This is a genomic window from Aeromonas sp. FDAARGOS 1408, from assembly GCF_019048665.1.
GTDB lineage: Bacteria > Pseudomonadota > Gammaproteobacteria > Enterobacterales > Aeromonadaceae > Aeromonas > Aeromonas dhakensis.
The window spans coordinates 3,196,216-3,214,840 of record NZ_CP077394.1 but is presented as its reverse complement, the minus strand read 5'-3'; the positions used below and the strand labels follow the sequence as shown (position 1 = coordinate 3,214,840).

Sequence of the window (18,625 nt, the reverse complement as noted above, 5' to 3'; positions counted from 1 at the left end):
CTGCGGTGGCCTTTTTGTTTTGCGCTCGGCACACCGGTCGTGCCGGCCGGCCCATAAAAAAGCCCGCATCGCTGCGGGCTTGTGGCTTGATGGTGATGGGTCATCAGCCGTGGCGACGTCGCCAGGCCAGCGGCAGCAGGGCCAGCAGCAGGGCGCCCATGGCACCACCACCGCCGTTGTTCTCCTCTTTCAACTTGAGGTCGACGATGATGGGGTCGTGGTCGGAGGCACTGAACGGATTGTCCGACTTGATCATGTCGCCGGTGAAGTCCCGGCTGTACTCGAACAGGTTGCTCTCGAACGAGTTGATGTGCCAGTCGGCCACGGCGATCACCTTGCCTGCCAGCGCAGGGTTGGCGAGGGCATAGTCCAGGGTGCCGAGCTCGGCTTCGTAGCTGTAGGAGATGGCCTTCTCTTTGTTGAACTTGACGTTCATATCCACCAGGCCGTAGCTCTTGGCCACTTCGCTGCCGGTCTGCTCAAAGACCTGGTCGCCGAGGAAGGTCTGGGAGGCGGAGACAATCTTGCGCTGGCCATCGGTCGGCACATAGTCGGTCAGCACCCGGATCGCATCTTCCCTGGCGTAGGAGTTGAAGTCGCCCACCAGCAGCACCTGGCCGGGCAGCTTGCTCACCGCGTCGCCCAGCACCTTGGCGGCACTGACCCGGAACTCGGTGCACTTGCCCTGCAGATCGGCCGGCTCCTTGCCGTCCAGGTTCTCCAGGCAGCCTGAGCCCTTGGATTTGAGGTGGTTGACCACCAGGGTCAGCGGATCCTTGCTGCCCTCGACGGTGAAGGTCTGCACCAGGGAGTCACGCTGGGAAGCCTGCTTCTCGACCCCTTTGGCATCCAGGTATTTCTGTACCGGCAGGGTGATGACGTTGGCGTCCCCTTGCGGTGCCAGCTTGGCCGGCCGGTAGAGCATGGCCACCATGATGGCGTCGCCGCCGAAGTAGTGCTCGCCCTGCAGCAGCGCCTTGGGCAGGGTGACGAAGGCGTACTGCTTGCCCGCCTCTTTCTGCTGGGCGTTGAGGGCCTGCACCAGGTCGCTGATGGCGGAGTGGCTGTCAAAGCCGTTGTTCTCCATCTCCATCAGGCCGAGCAGGTCGGCATCCATCTCGGTGATGGCGTTGACGATCTTGGCGCGCTGCTTCTGGAAATCTTCCAGGTTCTTGGCGCCGCGGTTGCAGCCCTTGGCGCTGTCCGCATCCGCCTGATCCTTGCACAGCACATTGAGGGCACCGCCCACGCTGGAGTGGCTGGTGAAGTAGTTGAGCACGTTGAAGCTGCCGACGCGCAGATCGGTGCCGTCGGCACGGGCCGGAGCGCTCTGGCGGTCGTTGTCGCTGGTGCGCAGCAGATCGCCGGCGGTGATCACCTGATCCTGCGGCACGATCAGCCGGTACTCGTTGTAGCTGTAGCCCACCATGGCGTCCAGATTGACCGGGGCATCGCCGATGCGCAGGTAACCCTGCTCCGGCTCCCAGGCCGGCAGCCAGGGCAGTTTGCCGTCGGCGGCCTTGAAGTCCGATTCGAGAAACACCCGGTTGCCGGCGTTGGCCTTGGCCAGCGCCTTGGCGGCCTTGCTGTCGGCGTCGTGCAGCTGGGTCGGCTTCATCAGCGGCGCCTGGTGGGAGAGCACCAGGTTGTTGCGTCGGGCGGCGTAGTCATAGCTGAAGTTGCGGCTGATTTTGAGCGCGCTGTCGGCATCGAGGCGTACCCGCATCCCTTCGTGACGCTCCAGCGCCCGTGCCAGGGTCTCGTTTTCCAGCACCCGCAGCGGGATGGCGGCCGGGGCTGCGCCCTGGGCGATCACCTGCAGGCGCGGGGTGCCGCTGTCAGTCAGAGGCTTGAGCTGGGTATGGCCATAATACTCCTCGACCTTGGCCTCCAGGCAGACTTCGGCGCCCGGCTTGATGTCCGGGTACTTGCTGGCGAAGTTTTTGTCGTTGAGGTAGACGAAGATGCCGTCCGAGGTCTGGGGGTTGCCATCGCCCTGCACATCCAGCAGGTAGAACCCCTTGTTGAGGCTCTCGCCCAGACCCGAGACCACCGCCTTGACCATGACGCTCTGGGGGCTTTCGAACTTGTCGGCGGGAATGAGCGGGCTCTTGTCACCGCTGCCCTGAATGACCGGGATCGGGGTGAGGTCGCTGTCGGCCGGGCAGCTGAAGCCGGCGGCATAGACGGACGGGGAGGCGAGCGCAATCCCCACGGCCAGCGACAGCAGGGTACGTGTTCCTTTCATATCTGTTCCTTTTTTATTTTTTGCCAGTGTTTCCATAGCCTTGGCGCATCGGCCAAGGGCGCGCATTGTCACATTTCTGGCATGTCGTACCAGTGAGCCAACGCACATTACGGGGATACAAATGAGGGCAATGCCGGTTTTTTTGACTTAGCTAACAGCATGAAACTAATGACAAATTTGTTATTTCATCCGATTGGCGAAAATGTGATCCCGCTGGCATCCACATATTTTTCCTCGAGAATGAAGATTGAGACTCGGCTGGTTGATTCCTATACTCGGCTTGTTCCTCACGGAACCCAGGTAAAGGGCAAACCGGCCGAGACGCCGGGACGCAATGCCTCCGGTCTTCAGATCGTGCGATCCAGATAGCGGGGCTTCCCAGGGTGAGGGTGACGTTTGTGGCAGGTCCATTGCCAGTTGTCTGCGCCCATCACGCAGGTTGCGCTTGTGCTTTGCCTTGGAGACCAATGCCAAGACAAAACAAGGAAGATAACAATATGCAACAGACCCTAAGGCCCAGCAGGCTTGCCATGCTGGTGGCTTTGGCTGCCATGCCCGCCTGGGCACAGGCCGCTTATCCCGCCTATCAGGCCGGTACCGCCTACAAGGCCGGCGACATCGTCAGCAACGTCGGCAATCTCTATGAGTGCAAAGAATTTCCCTACTCCGGCTGGTGCGGGGCCTCGCCCTATCACTATGAGCCAGGTGTCGGGGTCGTCTGGGCCGATGCCTGGAAACTCTATGGCGGCGAGGTGCCGCCCCCGGCGCTCGGCGTAGCTGTCAGCTCGCCGGCTGCCGGCGCCAGTGTCAACGAAGGGGCCAGCGTCGCGCTGGCGGTGACCCTGAGCGGCCCGGTGACGGCGCTGGTCAAGGTCGAGTACCTCATCGACGGCACCCTGGTCGCCACGGCGAGTGCCTCGCCCTGGAACGGCAGCTGGCGTGCCGCCGGTGTCGGCGCCCACGCCCTCAAGGCGCGAGCGCTGGATAAAGACGGCAAGGTGCTGAGCGAAGCGGATTCCAGCTTCAAGGTCGCCGCCGTGGTGGCGCCGGAGGCGCCCAAGGTGAGCATCGCGAGCCCCGCCGCCGGCGCCAAGGTGACCCTGGGTCGCAGCGTGGCGGTGAGCGGCAACGTCACCGATGCCAACGACGACGTCGCCAAGGTCGAGCTGTTCGTCGATGGCAAGAAGGTCGGGGAGGACACCAGTGCCCCCTGGCAGGTGAACTGGACGCCCCAGAGCAAGGGGCTGGCCGGCCTCAAGCTGGTGGCGACCGACAAGGAGAACCTGAGCGGCGAGTCGAGCCAGGTCGACGTGCAGGTGGAAGAGGCCGCCCTGCCGCCCACCGGTGGCAACCTCTCCTGCGACATTCGCCAGATCTACCGCCCGGATGGTTACGAGTGCATGGGGGATGATCACGCCCGCCGGGTCATCGGCTACTTCACCTCCTGGCGTACCGGCAAGAACGGCTTGCCCTCCTATCTGGTGAGCGACATCCCCTGGGACAAGATCACCCACATCAACTACGCCTTCGCGGCGGTGGACGAGCAGAGCCACACCATCAAGGTGGACGATTCGGCGACCAAGATGACCTGGGACGGCGTGCCGGGTGCCGAGATGGATCCGGAGTTCGCCTACCAGGGCCACTTCAACCTGCTGTCGAAGTACAAGAAGCAGTATCCGGACGTGAAGACCCTGATCTCGGTGGGGGGCTGGGCCGATACCCGCGGCTTCTATACCGCCACCACCAAGGGTGACTGCTCGGTCAACACCGACGGCATCAACGCCTTTGCCAACTCGGCGGTGAGCTTCATCCGCCAGTACGGCTTTGACGGGGTCGACGTCGACTACGAGTATCCCACCTCCATGAAGGATGCGGGCAACCCCAACGACTTCCCGCTCTCCAACCAGTGCCGCGGCAAGCTGTTTGCCAACTACAAGGTGCTGATGCAGACCCTGCGCAGCAAGCTCGACAGCGCCGGCAGCGAGGATGGTCGCAAGTACATGCTGACCATCGCCTCGCCGGCCTCGGCCTACCTGCTGCGCGGCATGGAGAATTTCCAGGTCACCCAGTACCTCGACTACGTCAACCTGATGACCTACGACTTCCACGGCGCCTGGAACAACTTCGTCGGTCACAACGCCGCCCTGTTCGACAACAAGGCGGATGCCGAACTCGCTCACTGGGGCGTCTATACCCAGAGCCAGTTTGGCGGCATTGGCTACCTCAACGCGGCCTGGTCTGCCCACTACTTCCGTGGCGCCCTGGCGGCCGGCAAGATCAACGTGGGCGTGCCTTACTACACCCGCGGCTGGCAAGGGGTCAGCGGTGGCACCCACGGTCTGGGTGGCAAGGCAGCCCTGCCGAGCCAGAGCGATTGTCAGCCGGGCACCGGTGGCAGCACCATTCCGTGCGGCAACGGGGCGGTCGGCATCGACAACATCTGGCACGATCTCGACAAAAACGGCAAGGAGATCGGCGGTGGTGCCGTGCCCATGTGGCACGCCAAGAACCTGGAGAACGCCGCGAGCCTGGGTATCACCACCATGCCGAGCTACGGTCAGGCCTGGGGTCTGGATCCCAACAACCCGGCTCACGTGATGCAGGGCAAGTACGTGCGTTACTACGATGACAAGGCGCAGGCGCCTTGGCTGTGGAACGAAGAGAAGAAGGTGTTCCTCTCCACCGAAGATGAAGAGTCCATGGGCCACAAGCTCGACTACATCATCAAGCGGGGCTTGGGCGGGGTCATGTTCTGGGAGATGGCGGGTGACTACGCCTTCGATCCGGCCAAGAACGAGTACGGCATGGGGGATACCCTGACCACGCTTGCCTACGACAAGTTTGCCAAGGCGACCAAGTACGACACCAGGCAGAACGATCTGGCGGCGCCAACCGCTCAGCTCGACATCGCGGTGAGCCTCTCCGGCTTCAAGGAGGGGGATTCCAACTACCCGATCAACCCGACCCTGAAACTCACCAACAACTCGACCCAGACCATTCCGGGCGGTACCCGCATCGAGTTCCTGGTGCCCACCTCCACCTCCGACACCATCACCGACCAGAGCGGGATGGGGCTGAAAGTGGTGGAGAGCGGCGGCAACCAGAACTCCGACGGCATCGCGGGCGAGAAGGACTTCCACAAGGCGGCCTTCACGTTGCCGACCTGGAAGGCGTGGGCGCCGGGCAGCGATGTGGAAGTGGCGATGACCTACTATCTGCCAGCCGCCGGTGTGCCGAGCGGTATCCGCATCATCAGCGGCACCCAGACTGCGGGTCTCAAGGCCGAGTTCCCGACCCTGCCGGAGGCCGTGCTGGGCAGCAGTGGTGGCGGTGAGAACCAGGGCGGTACCACCTGCAGCAGCCAGAACGTCAACCCGGCCGCCTACAAGGCCTATCCGACCTGGCCGCAGGGGGATCACGCCAACGGCGGTGATCGTATGACCAACAACAAGGCGGTCTGGCAGGCCAACTGGTGGACCAGCAGCGAGCCCAAGGCGGGCGACGGCAGCTGGAAACTGGTATGCAGCTACTGAGTTGTCCAAGCTGCCGCACCAGCAGCGAGCTCAGAGCGGGCGATAGCAGCTGGAAACTACGGAGTTATCCAGGCTGCTGTACCAGCAGCGGGCTCAGAGCGGACGACGGCAGCTGGAAGCTGGTGTGCAGTTACTGATGACCGTTTGAGAGACAGGCCGGCACTCTGCATGGCCTGTTCTCTCACAAGGCAATGACCCAATCCGGAGCCCAGGCTCCGGATTTTTTGATGGCGGGGTAATAAAGGCGGGGCATAAAAAAGACCGCTCCGGGGAGCGGCCAATTGCCACCAAGGCAATCTGCGGGGTAATCCCCTTGTTGTTGATCGGCAGGGCGGGAGCCCGGCCTGCCGAGTGTTGTTGCGTGCCTTGCCGAGGGATGGCACCGGCCGGCACGCGGCTTGGTTACTGGGTGACGGCGCCGCCCTGCTGCTCTTTCAAGAAGCTGATCCAGGGGGAGGCGCGGCCGCTGACGTTGCCGTTCTGGGCAGCCTGGGTGAAGGCGGAGAGTGCCTCCTTCGGTTTTTGCTGCTCAAAATAGGCAACCCCGGTCAGGAACTTCAGATCCGCCCGCTGCTCGCCGCTGGCGTTGGCGGCAGGCTTGGCGGCGAAGGCCACCAGATCCTGGTAGCGCTTGCTCTGGATCATCATGCGCGCCATCTTCAACTGCAGATCGGCACTGGGGGCCAGCTTGTAGGACTTGGCCAGGGTGTCGATGGCCGGGTCCAGCTCCTTGGCCTGGTGCCAGTAGTTGGCGAGCGTCTTGTAGTTGGCCGCGTTGCTCTCGATGGTCCCTTCCTTCATCGCCTTCTCCATCACGCGGGCGGCGCGGTGGGGAATGCCGGCGAAGGCCAGGTAGTTGGCGAGGCGCTGCAGCTCGCTGGCTTCGGTCAGCATGCCGAGGTTGTAGGCGCCTTCCAGCGCCGCCAGGGCCTTGGCATCGTTGCCCGCCTGCATGTGCATGGCCGACAGCTGGGTCCAGTACTTCTTCTTCTCCGGGTAGCGGTCGACCAGTGCGGTCAGCACCTCGGTAGCCGGCTTGTACTGTTTCAGCTCGTAGTGGGCCGCCATCTTCAGCAGGTACCAGGACTCCGGCGCCTTGCCCGCGGAGAGCTTGATCGCGTTGTCCACCGCCGGAATGGCTTCTCGATACTGCTTGAGCTGCACATGGGCGTTGGCCAGCGTGATGTAGGCGTGCGGGGTCGGTTTCTCGTCCTTGCCGAGGTTCGCGAACCACTGGTTCATGGTGCTGATGGAGGCCTTGAAGTTCCCCTCCGCCATGTAGAGCTGGGCCAGGTTGTAGCGCACCTGTTGGGCCACCGGCTGGGGCAGCCCGCCAGTGGCGATGGCATCGGCGAAGTACTTGGTCGCCTGACCGTACTTCTCCTGTTGCGCCGCCACGAAGCCCAGGGTCTGCAGAATGACCCCCTTGTCGTAGACCCGCTCGCCGGCGCCGGACAGCGCCTCCTGCAGCTTGGCATTGGCCTCGCCGTATTTCTTCTCGGTGATCAGTGCCTGCGCCTTGTTGACCGCGCGGTAGGCGCGGTCAGAGAGGGCGGGCTGCTCGGCGGCCCAACCGGCGGTGCTGAGCAGCACCGCCATGGCGACCGGGGCGAGGATCAGGGTGTGTAACTTTTTCATCGCCACCTTCCTTAGTTGGTCGCAAACTCGATCTCTTGCTGCATGCGACTGGCCTGCGGCTTGCCATCCACCATGGCCGGTTTGAACGTCCATTTGGCGATGGTCTGGCGCGCTGCCTTGCCGAGGTCGTAGCTGCGTGGCTCTTCCTTGACGATCCGCACGTTGCTGACGGTGCCGCGTTCGGTGACGGTGAACTCCACCAGCACCTTGCCGGAGGCGAGGCCGGCCAGCGCCGCCTTGCGGGGCATCATGGGCTCGAAGGTCGCCAGTGGAATGGCGCCGTTGTTGCCACCCATGCCGCCGCCACCGCCACCGGTGCTGTAGGCACCGAGGGCGTTGCCGCCGCCGATGTTGACCGGGATGTCGAGTTTGGGCATGTCCATCGGCGAGCTCTCCATCTGCGGCCGATCCGTGCTCGCCACTTCCATCTCGGGAGGGGGGGGCGGGCGTTTCGGGGGCGGCGGTTTGGGCAGCTCACGTTGTCTCTCTTGCAGGGTCTCCTGAGGCTTGAGGCGAATGAAGTCGGTCATGGTGACGTCCTCCTTCTCCGTCAGCTCCCGGTGATCCGGCGTGATGAGCTTGTTCATTCCCAGGAACAGGAAGAACACCACCACGCAGGAGACCGCTAACGATATCAGGTATCTCATGGCATTCGCTCCGGCATCAGCTGCTCTTGTCGGCGGCGATGGAGATGTTCTGGACACCGGCCATGCGGATCTGATCCATGACCTGGACCACCAGACCGGAACGGGATTCGCTGTCGGCCTGGATCACCACGGCGCTCTCCGGGTTTTCTGCCCGCAGCCGCTCGATGTTGGCGCGCACGGCACCCACTTCGACGATGCGCTTGTCGACCCAGACCTGGCCGTTCTCGCGAACCGCGACCATGATGTTCCCCTTCTTCACCGTTTCGGCCGTGCTGGCGCTCGGGCGGTTGATCTCCACGCCGGACTCCTTGACGAACGAGGTGGTGACGATGAAGAAGATCAGCATGATGAACACTATGTCCAGCATGGGGGTCAAATCGATGGCCGCCTCATCAGCACTGCTGTCGCTGTGACGTTTTCTCATGGCAAAAACTCCTTGCTTGTTCTGTGCCCCCGCCAGAACCGGGCCCGGCGGGGGAGTGCATCCTGCATCAGCCGTGTTTCAGGTTGTCTTCCAGCTTCTGCACGGCCAGCTTGGCCTTGTGATCGAGCCGGCTGACAAAAAACAGACCGGAAAGGGCGGCAATCATGCCCGCCATGGTCGGTACCGTCGCCTTGGAGATCCCCGAGGCCATTGCCCGCGGTGAGCCGGTGCCGGTGATGGCCAGGGTGTCGAACACCTGCACCATGCCGACCACGGTGCCCAGCAGCCCCATCAGCGGGCAGAGGGCGATCAGCACCTTGATGACCGGCATCCCCTTGTCCACCGCCATGGCCACCCGGGAGACCAGCTCGCGGCGGATCTGCCTGGCAGACCAGGAGAGGTGATCGCTGCGGGCCAGCCAGGCGGCCTTGGTCTGCTTCACCTGTTGGGGGTAGACCGCCATGAAGTAGAACCAGCGCTCCAGCAGCAGGGCCCACATCATCAGGGTCAGGAAGAACAGGGCGACCAGCACGTCGCCCCCCAATCCCAGAAACCGGCGGACCGACTCGACTTCTTCAATCAACCAGAACCACATGGGTGACTCCTTACGCTGCGGCTTTGGAGGCGTGCAGACGTTCCTGATAACGGGCGACGAAGCCGGCGCTCTGCTCTTCCAGCACCTGGATCAGACGGCGGCTCTGGGTCTGCACTATGGTGTAGAGGAACAGCATGGGCACCGCGACCACCAGACCCTGCATGGTGGTGACCAGGGCTTCGGAGATACCGCCCGCCATCAGCTTGGGATCACCGGTACCGAACAGGGTGATGGCCTGGAAGGTGGCGATCATCCCGACTACGGTACCCAGCAGACCCAGCAGCGGCGCCACCGAGGCGATCAGCTTGATGATGCTGATGCCCTTCTCGAACTTGGGCACGTTGCGCAGGATGATCTCGTCGAGCTTGGACTCCAGATCCTCGATGTTGTCGCCACGGTGCGCCTGGTAGGCGCCCAGCATCTCGCCGATGGGGTTGCCCTTGATGATCTGATCGGATTTCAGCTGCTTGCGCATGGAGCCGCCGATGAGGGAGAGGCGGGCACCGCAGAACAGCGCCAGCAGGGTGCCGATGACCCCCAGTGCCAGGATCACGTAACCCACAGAGCCGCCCTGATCGATGCGCTCTTTGAGGGTTGGCGACTGCACCAGCAGGGAGAGGATCACACCGCGGGACGGGTCGATGAAGATGGGTTCGACGCTGCCGCCGCCCTGTTCAAACTTGGCGACCGGTTCCAGCACATTGCTCTCTGGTTGACGGGAGAGTTGTTCGAACTTGCCGGTCTCCGGTACGAAGGTCAGGTACTTGCCTTCGGAGACGGTGTTGAACTCGCCGATCTGGGTGACGGTTTTCTCGGCCTGGTTGCCCTCGCCATAGACCACGGTGGCCGGGATCTGGCTCACCTTGCCACCATCGACCATGCGGCTGAGGGTGGTGGTCCAGAAGGCGGTCAGGTCATCGCTGGAGGGGAGCTCCTTGCTCTCGGCCAGGCGGGTCAGCAGGGCGGTCTGCTCCGGATGCTCGACCCGACGGGCGGAGGCGTTGAAGATCCCCTTGAACTCGCCGGCGAACTGGCGCAGTACGCCGAACATCTCGCCCATGTTGCCGGAACGCTGGCGCAGGGTCTCGGTCAGCTCGGTCAGTTGCTTGTCATTGGCATCAAAAGTGGCCTTGAGCTGCTCGCCTCTGGCGGTCTCGGCAGCCAGGTCGGCCTTGGCCTTGGCCAGCAGGGCGGTCTGCTCGTTCTTGTCGGCCAGGAAGCGGGCTTCCCGCTCCTTGTTGAGCTGGGATTCAGTGGTGCTGGCAGCCTTGACCTGATTGAGCAGGGCGTTCAGATCCACCGGTTTCTCGGCGGCGGTCACCGGCAGGGTGACCAGGGTAGCGCCCGCGATCAGCGAGGCGATGGCAAGTTTGATTCCTTTCATGATGCTTTCTCCGCAGTTTGAACCGGCAGCTTGATGAGGGCGGGAGGCGCCTGCTTCTTGGCGATGCGAAGGCCCTGTTCCACTGCACTGCGATACTCCTGGGGCAACTCTTCCCACTGGCGGGTCTGCTTGTTCCACATGCCGGTTTCCTGGCCGTCCGGGGACTGGTAGAGCAGGGCGATGCGGCCGACGCGCAGGAACTCGTAAGTCTTCTCGCTGCCATCCTTGTCCAGGCTGGCCTTGTAGGACTCGATGGTGCGGCTGAAGCCCTCCTCGATCTGATAGGCCTCCAGGATCTTGCGGTACTTCTCGGAGATGGTGACATCGGCCCGGTTCATCAGGTCGGTCAGGGCCGCCACGCGGTCCTCCCGCTCAACCTTCTGGAACGGCAGATCCAGCGAGACGAACTGATCGAGGGAGTCGATCATCTTGAGCATCAAGGGCACCACTTCGGTGCTGGTCTGATCGATCTGGGCGATCTGGCGCTGCATGGAGGCCAGCTCGCTGCTCTGGGATTCGACCATCTTGCCCACCTGCTCGTTGTAGGTGCGCAGGCTGTCGACCTGGCGCAGAGCGGCCTTGTACTGGGCGAGGGCGGATTCGGCAGAGTCGGCGTAGTTGTCGATCTTCTGCTGGGAAACTTTGGATGCATTGTCGGTGGCGGCTTGAGCGTCCACTGCCTGGCTGGCAGAGGCGGCACTCAGATTGAAGCTGGTCAGCAAGGCAGCAGAAACCAGGCTGCCGAGGAGCGCTTTCTTCATTGTAATTGTCCTTGTTTTCATAGGATTACCCTATCTCCGTAACTTCCTTGGACGTTGGGCAAAGCCGGCCCGACCGGGCCGGCTTAGGTTGGTATATCAACGAGAGTTGATTAGAACTTCTGGGTGTAGTCGAGGTAGACGATGCGTCCGTCGATGCTGTAGAGATCTTCGTCGTAGGTGAAGCCGTCGCTGGAGAGCGAGGGGCCTACGTTGAACATGTTCTTCACACCGGCTTGCAGCTTGCCGTTCCAGGGGGTGTTAACACCGACGTTCAGGTTCCAGGTGGTCTGGGAGGCGATATGGCCCTCGGTCCGACCGTCAACATAGTCCTGGCTCTGGGAGTCGATGTAGTTGGCACTCAGGTAGGCATCCATGTTCCACCACTGCGGCACATTGACCCCGACACCGGAGTTGAAGCGCAGTTCAGGCTTGGCGTTCCAGCCCTTCTTGTCGACCATGGGACCACCGGCGAACAGACCCTCTTCGTATTTCAGAATGTAGGTGCTGCCGAAGTCGTAGCGCACAGTCGCGACGTTGAAGTCGTACTTGTAGTCAGCCTTGAAGTCCAGACCGCTGGTCTTGAGCTGGCCCAGGTTGACCATGCCGGCATAAACCTGCTCCACATCGCCGTTGGCATCGCGGATGACGTTCGGGTTGCTGCCAGTGTTCAGCTCCTGATAGAACTGGGTCTGGGTGGTGGCCAGCTGGATCACGTCATCAATCTTGATGTAGTAGTAGTCCAGCGAGAGGTTGAGGTCGTCGATCGGGCTGTAGGCAGCGCCGATGCCGAAGGTGTCAGCCGTCTCTTCCTTCAGGTTCTTGTTGGATTGGCGAACCGTGGTGTACTGCTCTTCCGGGCAGTTGGCCACACCGTTCTTCTGGCAGGAGACATAGTCCTTGGCGTAGTCGGCGGAGTCGGCATCGGCCGCGTACAGGTCGTCCAGACCCGGGGCACGGAAGGACTGCGACCAGGAGGTGCGGAACAACAGGTTGTCCAGCGGCTGATAGCGCAGGCTCGCCTTGGGCGAGAAGGCGCTGCCGAAGTCGCTGTACTTGTCGAAACGACCGGCCAGGTTCAGCTCGATCTGCTCGGTGATGGGGATCAGGCTCTCGATGTAGGCGGCGAAGACGTCGCGCACACCACTGCCCGAGTTGCCGGAAGAGCCGATGACGTTGCCGGCCGCAGACTGGCTGTCATAGGTGTCGGAGTAAACCCAGTCGTTGTACTCGGCCCCCAGGTACCAGCCGATGGGGCCGGCCGGCAGCTCGCCCATGCTCCAGCCCAGGCCACCGTACCACTGGAAGAAGTCCATCTTGGAGGTGCGGCTGGTGTCGTAGGAGAGGCTGTTGGTGGCGGCACTGGAGAACTCGCCGTTCTTGAAGTTGCCGCTGTCGACCTCCTGCTGGACCGACGGATTCAGCACATAGCCGGTCCCGCGGTTCTTGTTGTCGGTCTTGGAGTACATGTAGCCCGCATTCCACTCCACATCGCCCACCGCTTCGGTCGGCAATGTGCCCTCGAAGCCCAGGTTCATGCTGCCGGTCATGTCGGTGACGTCGTTGTCACGGGGGCCGACGTTGCTGAAGCGATAGTAGACGGTAGCCTTGTCGCCGATGAAGCCGTTGTCGGCCAGCAGCTGGGCGCCGCCCGGAGTGGTACCGTCGATGCTGAAGGGACCGGCGGCTGGGGCGAAGCGGCCGAAGCTGGTGACCCGCGAGCCGATCAGCTGGGGTACGAAATCGACGTTGTCATTGATGTGATAGCGGCCGTTGACATAGACGGTGTCCCGGGTACGGGAAGCGGTCTTGGCGGCGACCTGGGCAAAGTCGAAGCGGCAGGCGGTACCGACCGGCACGAAGCCGGGACCGGTATTGGCGCAGTCGATGCCGTCCAGGGTACGGGTGACCGTCTTGCCGGTGGCGGCATCGATCCCCTTGATGTTGCGGCCATACAGGCTGGGAGCAGACGAGCCCTGCAACGCCAGGTAGTCGCGATCCTTGTAGTAGATCTCATCCTTGACGTCGTGCTCGTACACCATCATCAGGGAACCCTTCTCCCCGGTGATGCCGCTGACGATGGAACCGCTCTTCTCGTCACCACCCTCTTCGGTGGGAGAGCCGATACGGCCTTGGAATTCCAGCCCTTCATAGTCCTGTTTCAGGATGACGTTGATGACGCCGCCGATGGCATCGGAACCGTACAGGGCAGAGCCGCCGTCTAGGTTCACTTCAACCCGCTCCACCGCCGCCATGGGGATGGAGTTGAGGTTGATGGAGCTGCCACCGATGGAAGGAGAGCCGGCGACCCGCTTGCCGTTGAGCAGCACCAGAGTGCGCTCTGAGCCAAGCCCGCGCAGGCTGACGGTGGCCTGGGATTGGGCTGAGCTGCCGGAGGAGGGGGAGATACTACCGAAGGAGTTGTAGGAAGCCTGCTTCAGGTAGTCGGCCACGGTCTGCTGACCGGATTGTTCGATCTTGGCCTTGCTGATGGCGACGACCGGGGTGGCGCCTTCCACGTCGACACGGGAGATGCGCGAGCCGGTAACCTTGATCTTCTGGAGTTTTTCGACGTTTTGGCCTTCTTCGGCCAAGACAGGGGTGGCCACTACTGCCGCGCTCGCCAAGGCAAACGCAACGGCAGCAGAGAGTCTGCTTTTCCTAAGCATCGCTTATATCCTTCCTGGTTGTTTTTTTGTTTGCTTCCATACCGCCCTCGTTGGGGCGATGCGTAAGGCTTATCAAGGTTTGGCGGTTGACGTCAATTGAGGCGGTACGGATGGGGGCGTGGCGGGTAATAAGATGACTATGTTTTATTTGTTCGCATTTGGCAGAGATTTATTCTGATTTGGTAACGTTTTCCTATGTAAAGGTTTTGTTAAAGCAAATTGATTCCAGTTTATCGATTAATTTTGAACTTATCGATAAGGGTGGTGTCTTTCTGGGTTTTATATTGTTGAGTTAGGTATTTTTAGCATTATTGTCTGTTTTGGTAGTGTGTTCGGCTGAGGTTCAGGCTGGGCGCCGGCCACCTATTTATGTGCAGCCATATAGAGAAGGTGTTCTTTTGTGTGGTTTTCTTTAAGTAGTTGTTTTTAATGGTTTATTTAATTTATTTGCTAGTTTTTATCTGTTTTGTTGAATTACTAAACGTTATTTAAGTTGTTCATCTTGTAGTTTTTTATCTTGAAGTTGCGAATTTCAGAAAAAACTCACGATAAATTCCACTGCACAAGTCGGGACCAGAATGCACCCCTAGTTCTACTTGATTTTTGTTGCAGAGCTTTTACAGTGACCGAGCGGATAGTCTGTCAATCATCGGCTATTCAGTGAGTAATGCCAGGAAGGACGGGCCCGTCACCGGATGTGACTGGCCATAAAAGAACAACAAGGACGAGGTTCCACCATGCTGTCGTATTTCCTACGTCGGATGCTTTTGATCATCCCGACGTTTCTCGGTATCACCCTGCTCGTCTTCACCATCACCCGTTTCGTGCCGGGCGGTCCGGTCGAACGCATGTTGCTGCAGGCCCAGGTTTCCCAGAATGAGTCCGGTCGCTCCAGCGGCAGCAAGGGGGCGCAGGCGCTCTCCGACGAGCAGATCGAGGAGCTCAAGGCGTTCTACGGCCTCGACAAGCCCATGCTGGTCGCCTATTGGGAGTGGCTGCAGAAGCTGGCGGTGCTGGATCTCGGCGAGTCGACCCGCTATTACGAGCCGGTGTGGGATCTTATCAAGGACAGGTTGCCGGTGACCGCCTTCTTCGGGCTGGCCACCTTTCTGCTGAGCTACGCCGTCTCCATCCCGCTCGGGGTGGCCAAGGCGCTCAGACACAACACCCGCTTCGATTCAGTCAGCTCCATGCTTATCTACATGGCCTATGCGTTGCCCGCCTACGTGGTGGGCATCTTCCTCATCACCGTCTTCGCGTTTCATCTGGAGTGGCTGCCCATGGGGGGCTTCCCGGGGGACGAGTTTGACGGGATGGAGAACAGCTGGGATCAGATCCGCACCCTCTTCGCCCATGCACTGCTGCCGCTCATCGCCTACGCCATCGGGGATTTCGCCATCCTCACCATGACCATGAAAAACAGCCTGATGGAGAACCTGTCGGCGGATTACGTGCGTACCGCCGTGGCCAAGGGCTTGCCGTTTCGCAAGGCGGTGACCGATCACGCCATGCGCAACAGCCTGATCCCCATCGCGAGCCACCTGGGGTCGGTGCTCACCGTCTTCTTCGGCGGATCCTTCCTCATCGAGACCATCTTCAACATCGACGGCATAGGCCTGCTTGGCTACGAGGCCATCGTGGAGCGGGACTACCCCACAGTGATGGGCATTCTGGCCATCACCTCCATGCTGATGCTGGTGGGCAATATCGTCTCCGACATCTGTGTCGCCCTTGTCGATCCCCGCGTGCGGTTTGGAGAGTGAACATGAACCTGAATCCGGTAACGCTGAAAAAACTCAAGCGTTTCAAGTCGATAAAACGCGGCTACTACTCCTTTATCATCTTCACCACCCTGGTGCTGCTCTCCCTGCTGGCGGAGCTCTTGGTCAACAGCCGGGCACTGATGGTGAGCTATCAGGGGGAGCTCTATTTCCCCACCTATGGCGACGTGATCCCGGGTCAGCAGTTCGGGCTCGATTACGAGTACGAGACCAACTACCGCCAGCTCAAAGACAAATTCGCCGCAGAGGGCAAGGGGGACTGGGTGTTGCTGCCACCTGTGCCCTGGAACCCCTATGAGCAGGACTTCAAGCAGGACGCCTACCCACCCTATGCGCCGAGCCTGGCCGAGCGCCACCTGCTCGGCACCGACACCAGCGGCCGCGACGTGCTGGCGCGGCTGGTCTACGGCTTTCGTATCGCCATCGGCTTTGCCTTTATCGCGCTGGTGGCCAGCTACGCCATCGGCGTCACCATCGGCTGCATGATGGGCTTTCTCGGCGGACGCTTTGACCTGGTGCTGCAGCGCTTCATCGAGATCTGGTCCCAGGTACCGTTTCTCTACGTCATCATGATCCTGGTGTCGCTGGCCAAGCCCAACTTCGGCCTGTTCGTGGCTATCAACGTATTGTTCGGCTGGATGGGCATCACCTGGTACATGCGCACCCTCACCTACAAGGAGCGGGCGCGGGACTATGTGATGGCGGCGCGGGCCCAGGGGGCCGGCACCGGGCGGATCATCTTCAACCACATTCTGCCCAACACCCTGATGATGATCGTCACCCTGGCGCCGTTTGCCGTGGTGGGCAACATCTCCACCCTGACGGCGCTGGACTACCTGGGCTTTGGCCTGGCCCCGCCCACCCCGAGCTGGGGGGAGCTGCTCTCCCAGGGGATCAACAACCTGGATGCCATCTGGATCGTGAGCTCGGTAGTGGCGGCGGTGAGTCTGGTGCTGATCATGGTCTCCTTTATCGGCGAGGCGATCCGCGAGGCGTTCGACCCGCGCAAATTTACCCGTTATCAGTGACCTGTGGCGCACTCAAGGCGCCGGGTCGCTCACCCTTAAATTGATAAACCCCCAGTGCAGGGGTATGACCAGGAAGTCAAACATGAACAATAAAATCAAATGGATAGGTGCTCTATTCTTGTTGGTGAACGGGACCTGGGTGTGGGCGGCCAGCCTGCCTGCGGATCTCAAGTGGGAAACCAACGACACCGACCCCGTGTTCGCCTCGCCCAAGGCGCTGCCCGGCGGCAGCATCACCATGTTTGTAGACAGCTTTCCGCTGACGTTTCGTACCGTGGGACCGGACTCCAACGGCGCGTTCCGCTCCTTTATCCAGGACAACCAGCTGAGGCTCATCAGCTTCCATCCCAATACCGGCAACCCCATCCCTGCGCTGGCGACCCACTGGGCCATCGCGCCGGACAACCAGACCGTCTACTTCAAGCTGGATCCGCAGGCCAAGTGGTCTGACGGCAAGCCGGTGGTCGCCGATGATTACACCTTCGGCTACGAGATGATGCGCTCCAAGGACATCAAGGGGCCCTGGTTCAACAACTACTACACCACCGAGGTGGTGGCGGTGGAGAAGGTTGACGACCACACCATCCTGGTCAAGGCGGGCACTCGCAAGGCCAAGCTGGACCTGCTCAACACCACCGAGCTGTGGCCTCAGCCCAAGCACTACTACAAGCTGACCCCCAACTGGGTGAAGCAGTACAACTGGGCCGTGGTGCCCACCACAGGCCCTTATGTGATGACCGACGTGAAGAAGGGCAAGTCCATCACCTTCAGCAAGCAGAAGGGGTGGTGGGCCCAGAACTATCGCTACAACCAGCATAGGTTCAACCTCGACACCATCAAGGTGCAGGTGATCCGCGATCACAACATCGCCTTCCGTCACTTCCTGAAAGGGGAGCTCGATACCTTCGAGATGATCCTGCCCAACTGGTGGCATGAAAAAGCGGTCACTCCCGAGTACAAGCAGGGATACGTGCAGAAGGTGATGGCCATGACCGACACCAAGCAGGGCGGGCAAGGGCTGCATCTCAATATCGCCACTCCCAAGCTGGCGGACATCAACGTGCGGCTCGGCATTCAGCATGCCCTCAACATCGACAAGATGATCAAGACGGTGCTGCGTGGCGACTACGACAGAGCCACCACCTTCGGCTCGGGTTTTGGCGAGTTCACCGACATGCAGCTGCCGGAGCGGGCCTATGACATCAGCAAGGCGCGCGACTACTTTGCCAAGGCGGGCTACAGCAAGCCGGGGCCGGACGGCATCCTGCAGAACGACAAGGGTGAGCGACTGACCCTGGCGCTCACCTACACCAGCCAAGAGCACTCCAAGCGGTTGACCGTGCTCAAGGAAGAGGCCAAGAAGGCGGGGCTGGATCTGGAGCTCAACCTGGTGGACGGCGCCACCGGCTTCAAGGCAATGCTGGAGAAGAAACACGAGGCGGCCTGGATGGGCTGGGCCGGCGGCGGTCTCTATCCACAGTATTGGGAGTCGTTCCACTCCGCCAACGCCAACAAGCCGCAGACCAACAACCTGTTCAACGTGGCCGACAAACAGCTCGACGCGCTGATCGACGCCTACAACGTCGAGTTCGACATGGCCAAGCGGGCCGAGCTCTCTCGCCAGATTCAGCAGCGCATCTATGACTTGGCCATCTTCGTGCCCGGAGTGCAGCTCAACTACGTGCGAGCCAGCAGCTGGCGTTACGTGATGCTGCCCGAGGTGCCCGCCACCAAGAACACGCCGGATCTGCTCTACTGGCCCATGGACGGCTACCCCCACAGCAGTGGCGGTCTGCTCTGGCTCGATCCCAAGGTGAAGGAAGAGACCCTGAAAGCCAAGGAGGCAGGGGAGGCGCTGGCGCCCATCAACCTGCTCGACAAGACCTATGCACGTCACTGATATGGCGCAGAAGGGAGCAG

Annotated in this window: 12 protein-coding genes and 1 riboswitch; of the genes, 4 read left to right on the top strand and 8 right to left on the bottom strand. The window is 61.3% G+C overall.

Annotated elements, in window-relative coordinates:
- Positions 1 to 103: 103 nt before the first annotated feature.
- Positions 104 to 2,248, bottom strand: coding sequence for an ExeM/NucH family extracellular endonuclease (locus I6L38_RS14665; protein WP_216988675.1), 2,145 nt, complete (start codon positions 2,246 to 2,248; stop codon positions 104 to 106).
- 296 nt (positions 2,249 to 2,544) lie between these two features.
- Positions 2,545 to 2,630, top strand: a riboswitch (cyclic di-GMP riboswitch).
- Between the two features lie 148 nt (positions 2,631 to 2,778).
- On the opposite strand from I6L38_RS14665, the gene I6L38_RS14660 reads away from it, so the two are divergent.
- Positions 2,779 to 5,781 (top strand): glycosyl hydrolase family 18 protein, encoded by a 3,003-nt coding sequence (locus I6L38_RS14660; protein WP_216989595.1) that lies wholly within the window; start codon positions 2,779 to 2,781, stop codon positions 5,779 to 5,781.
- Positions 5,782 to 6,183: 402 nt separating this feature from the next.
- Here I6L38_RS14660 and I6L38_RS14655 read toward each other — a convergent pair whose 3' ends face one another.
- From I6L38_RS14655 to I6L38_RS14625, 7 genes are all read right to left on the bottom strand, one after another.
- Positions 6,184 to 7,419 (bottom strand): lipopolysaccharide assembly protein LapB, encoded by a 1,236-nt coding sequence (locus I6L38_RS14655; protein WP_010633016.1) that lies wholly within the window; start codon positions 7,417 to 7,419, stop codon positions 6,184 to 6,186.
- A gap of 11 nt (positions 7,420 to 7,430) precedes the next feature.
- Complete coding sequence (locus I6L38_RS14650; protein ID WP_005297832.1) at positions 7,431 to 8,066, bottom strand: energy transducer TonB; 636 nt, start codon at positions 8,064 to 8,066, stop codon at positions 7,431 to 7,433.
- Positions 8,067 to 8,082: 16 nt separating this feature from the next.
- Entirely contained in the window at positions 8,083 to 8,490 is a 408-nt protein-coding gene (locus I6L38_RS14645) for a biopolymer transporter ExbD (RefSeq protein ID WP_005297833.1), read from the bottom strand.
- A 67-nt stretch (positions 8,491 to 8,557) separates the two neighbouring features.
- On the bottom strand, positions 8,558 to 9,085 hold the full coding sequence (locus tag I6L38_RS14640; protein WP_005297834.1) for a MotA/TolQ/ExbB proton channel family protein: 528 nt from the start codon (positions 9,083 to 9,085) through the stop codon (positions 8,558 to 8,560).
- A 10-nt stretch (positions 9,086 to 9,095) separates the two neighbouring features.
- On the bottom strand, positions 9,096 to 10,469 hold the full coding sequence (locus tag I6L38_RS14635) for a MotA/TolQ/ExbB proton channel family protein (protein ID WP_005297840.1): 1,374 nt from the start codon (positions 10,467 to 10,469) through the stop codon (positions 9,096 to 9,098).
- Positions 10,466 to 11,230 (bottom strand): DUF3450 domain-containing protein, encoded by a 765-nt coding sequence (locus I6L38_RS14630; protein WP_005297842.1) that lies wholly within the window; start codon positions 11,228 to 11,230, stop codon positions 10,466 to 10,468. Before I6L38_RS14630 ends, I6L38_RS14635 begins: the two co-directional genes overlap by 4 nt.
- 110 nt (positions 11,231 to 11,340) lie before the next feature.
- Positions 11,341 to 13,896: a TonB-dependent receptor gene (locus tag I6L38_RS14625; protein WP_216988674.1), complete on the bottom strand. Its 2,556-nt coding sequence runs from the start codon at positions 13,894 to 13,896 to the stop codon at positions 11,341 to 11,343.
- Positions 13,897 to 14,633: 737 nt separating this feature from the next.
- Here I6L38_RS14625 and I6L38_RS14620 point away from each other — a divergent pair.
- The 3 genes from I6L38_RS14620 (at position 14,634) to I6L38_RS14610 (ending at position 18,605) form a co-directional block, all read left to right on the top strand.
- Positions 14,634 to 15,659: an ABC transporter permease subunit gene (locus I6L38_RS14620; RefSeq protein ID WP_010633023.1), complete on the top strand. Its 1,026-nt coding sequence runs from the start codon at positions 14,634 to 14,636 to the stop codon at positions 15,657 to 15,659.
- Positions 15,660 to 15,661: 2 nt separating this feature from the next.
- Positions 15,662 to 16,705, top strand: coding sequence for an ABC transporter permease (locus tag I6L38_RS14615; RefSeq protein ID WP_019839457.1), 1,044 nt, complete (start codon positions 15,662 to 15,664; stop codon positions 16,703 to 16,705).
- Between the two features lie 82 nt (positions 16,706 to 16,787).
- Positions 16,788 to 18,605: an extracellular solute-binding protein gene (locus I6L38_RS14610; RefSeq protein WP_026458979.1), complete on the top strand. Its 1,818-nt coding sequence runs from the start codon at positions 16,788 to 16,790 to the stop codon at positions 18,603 to 18,605.
- The last annotated feature ends 20 nt before the right edge of the window (positions 18,606 to 18,625 follow it).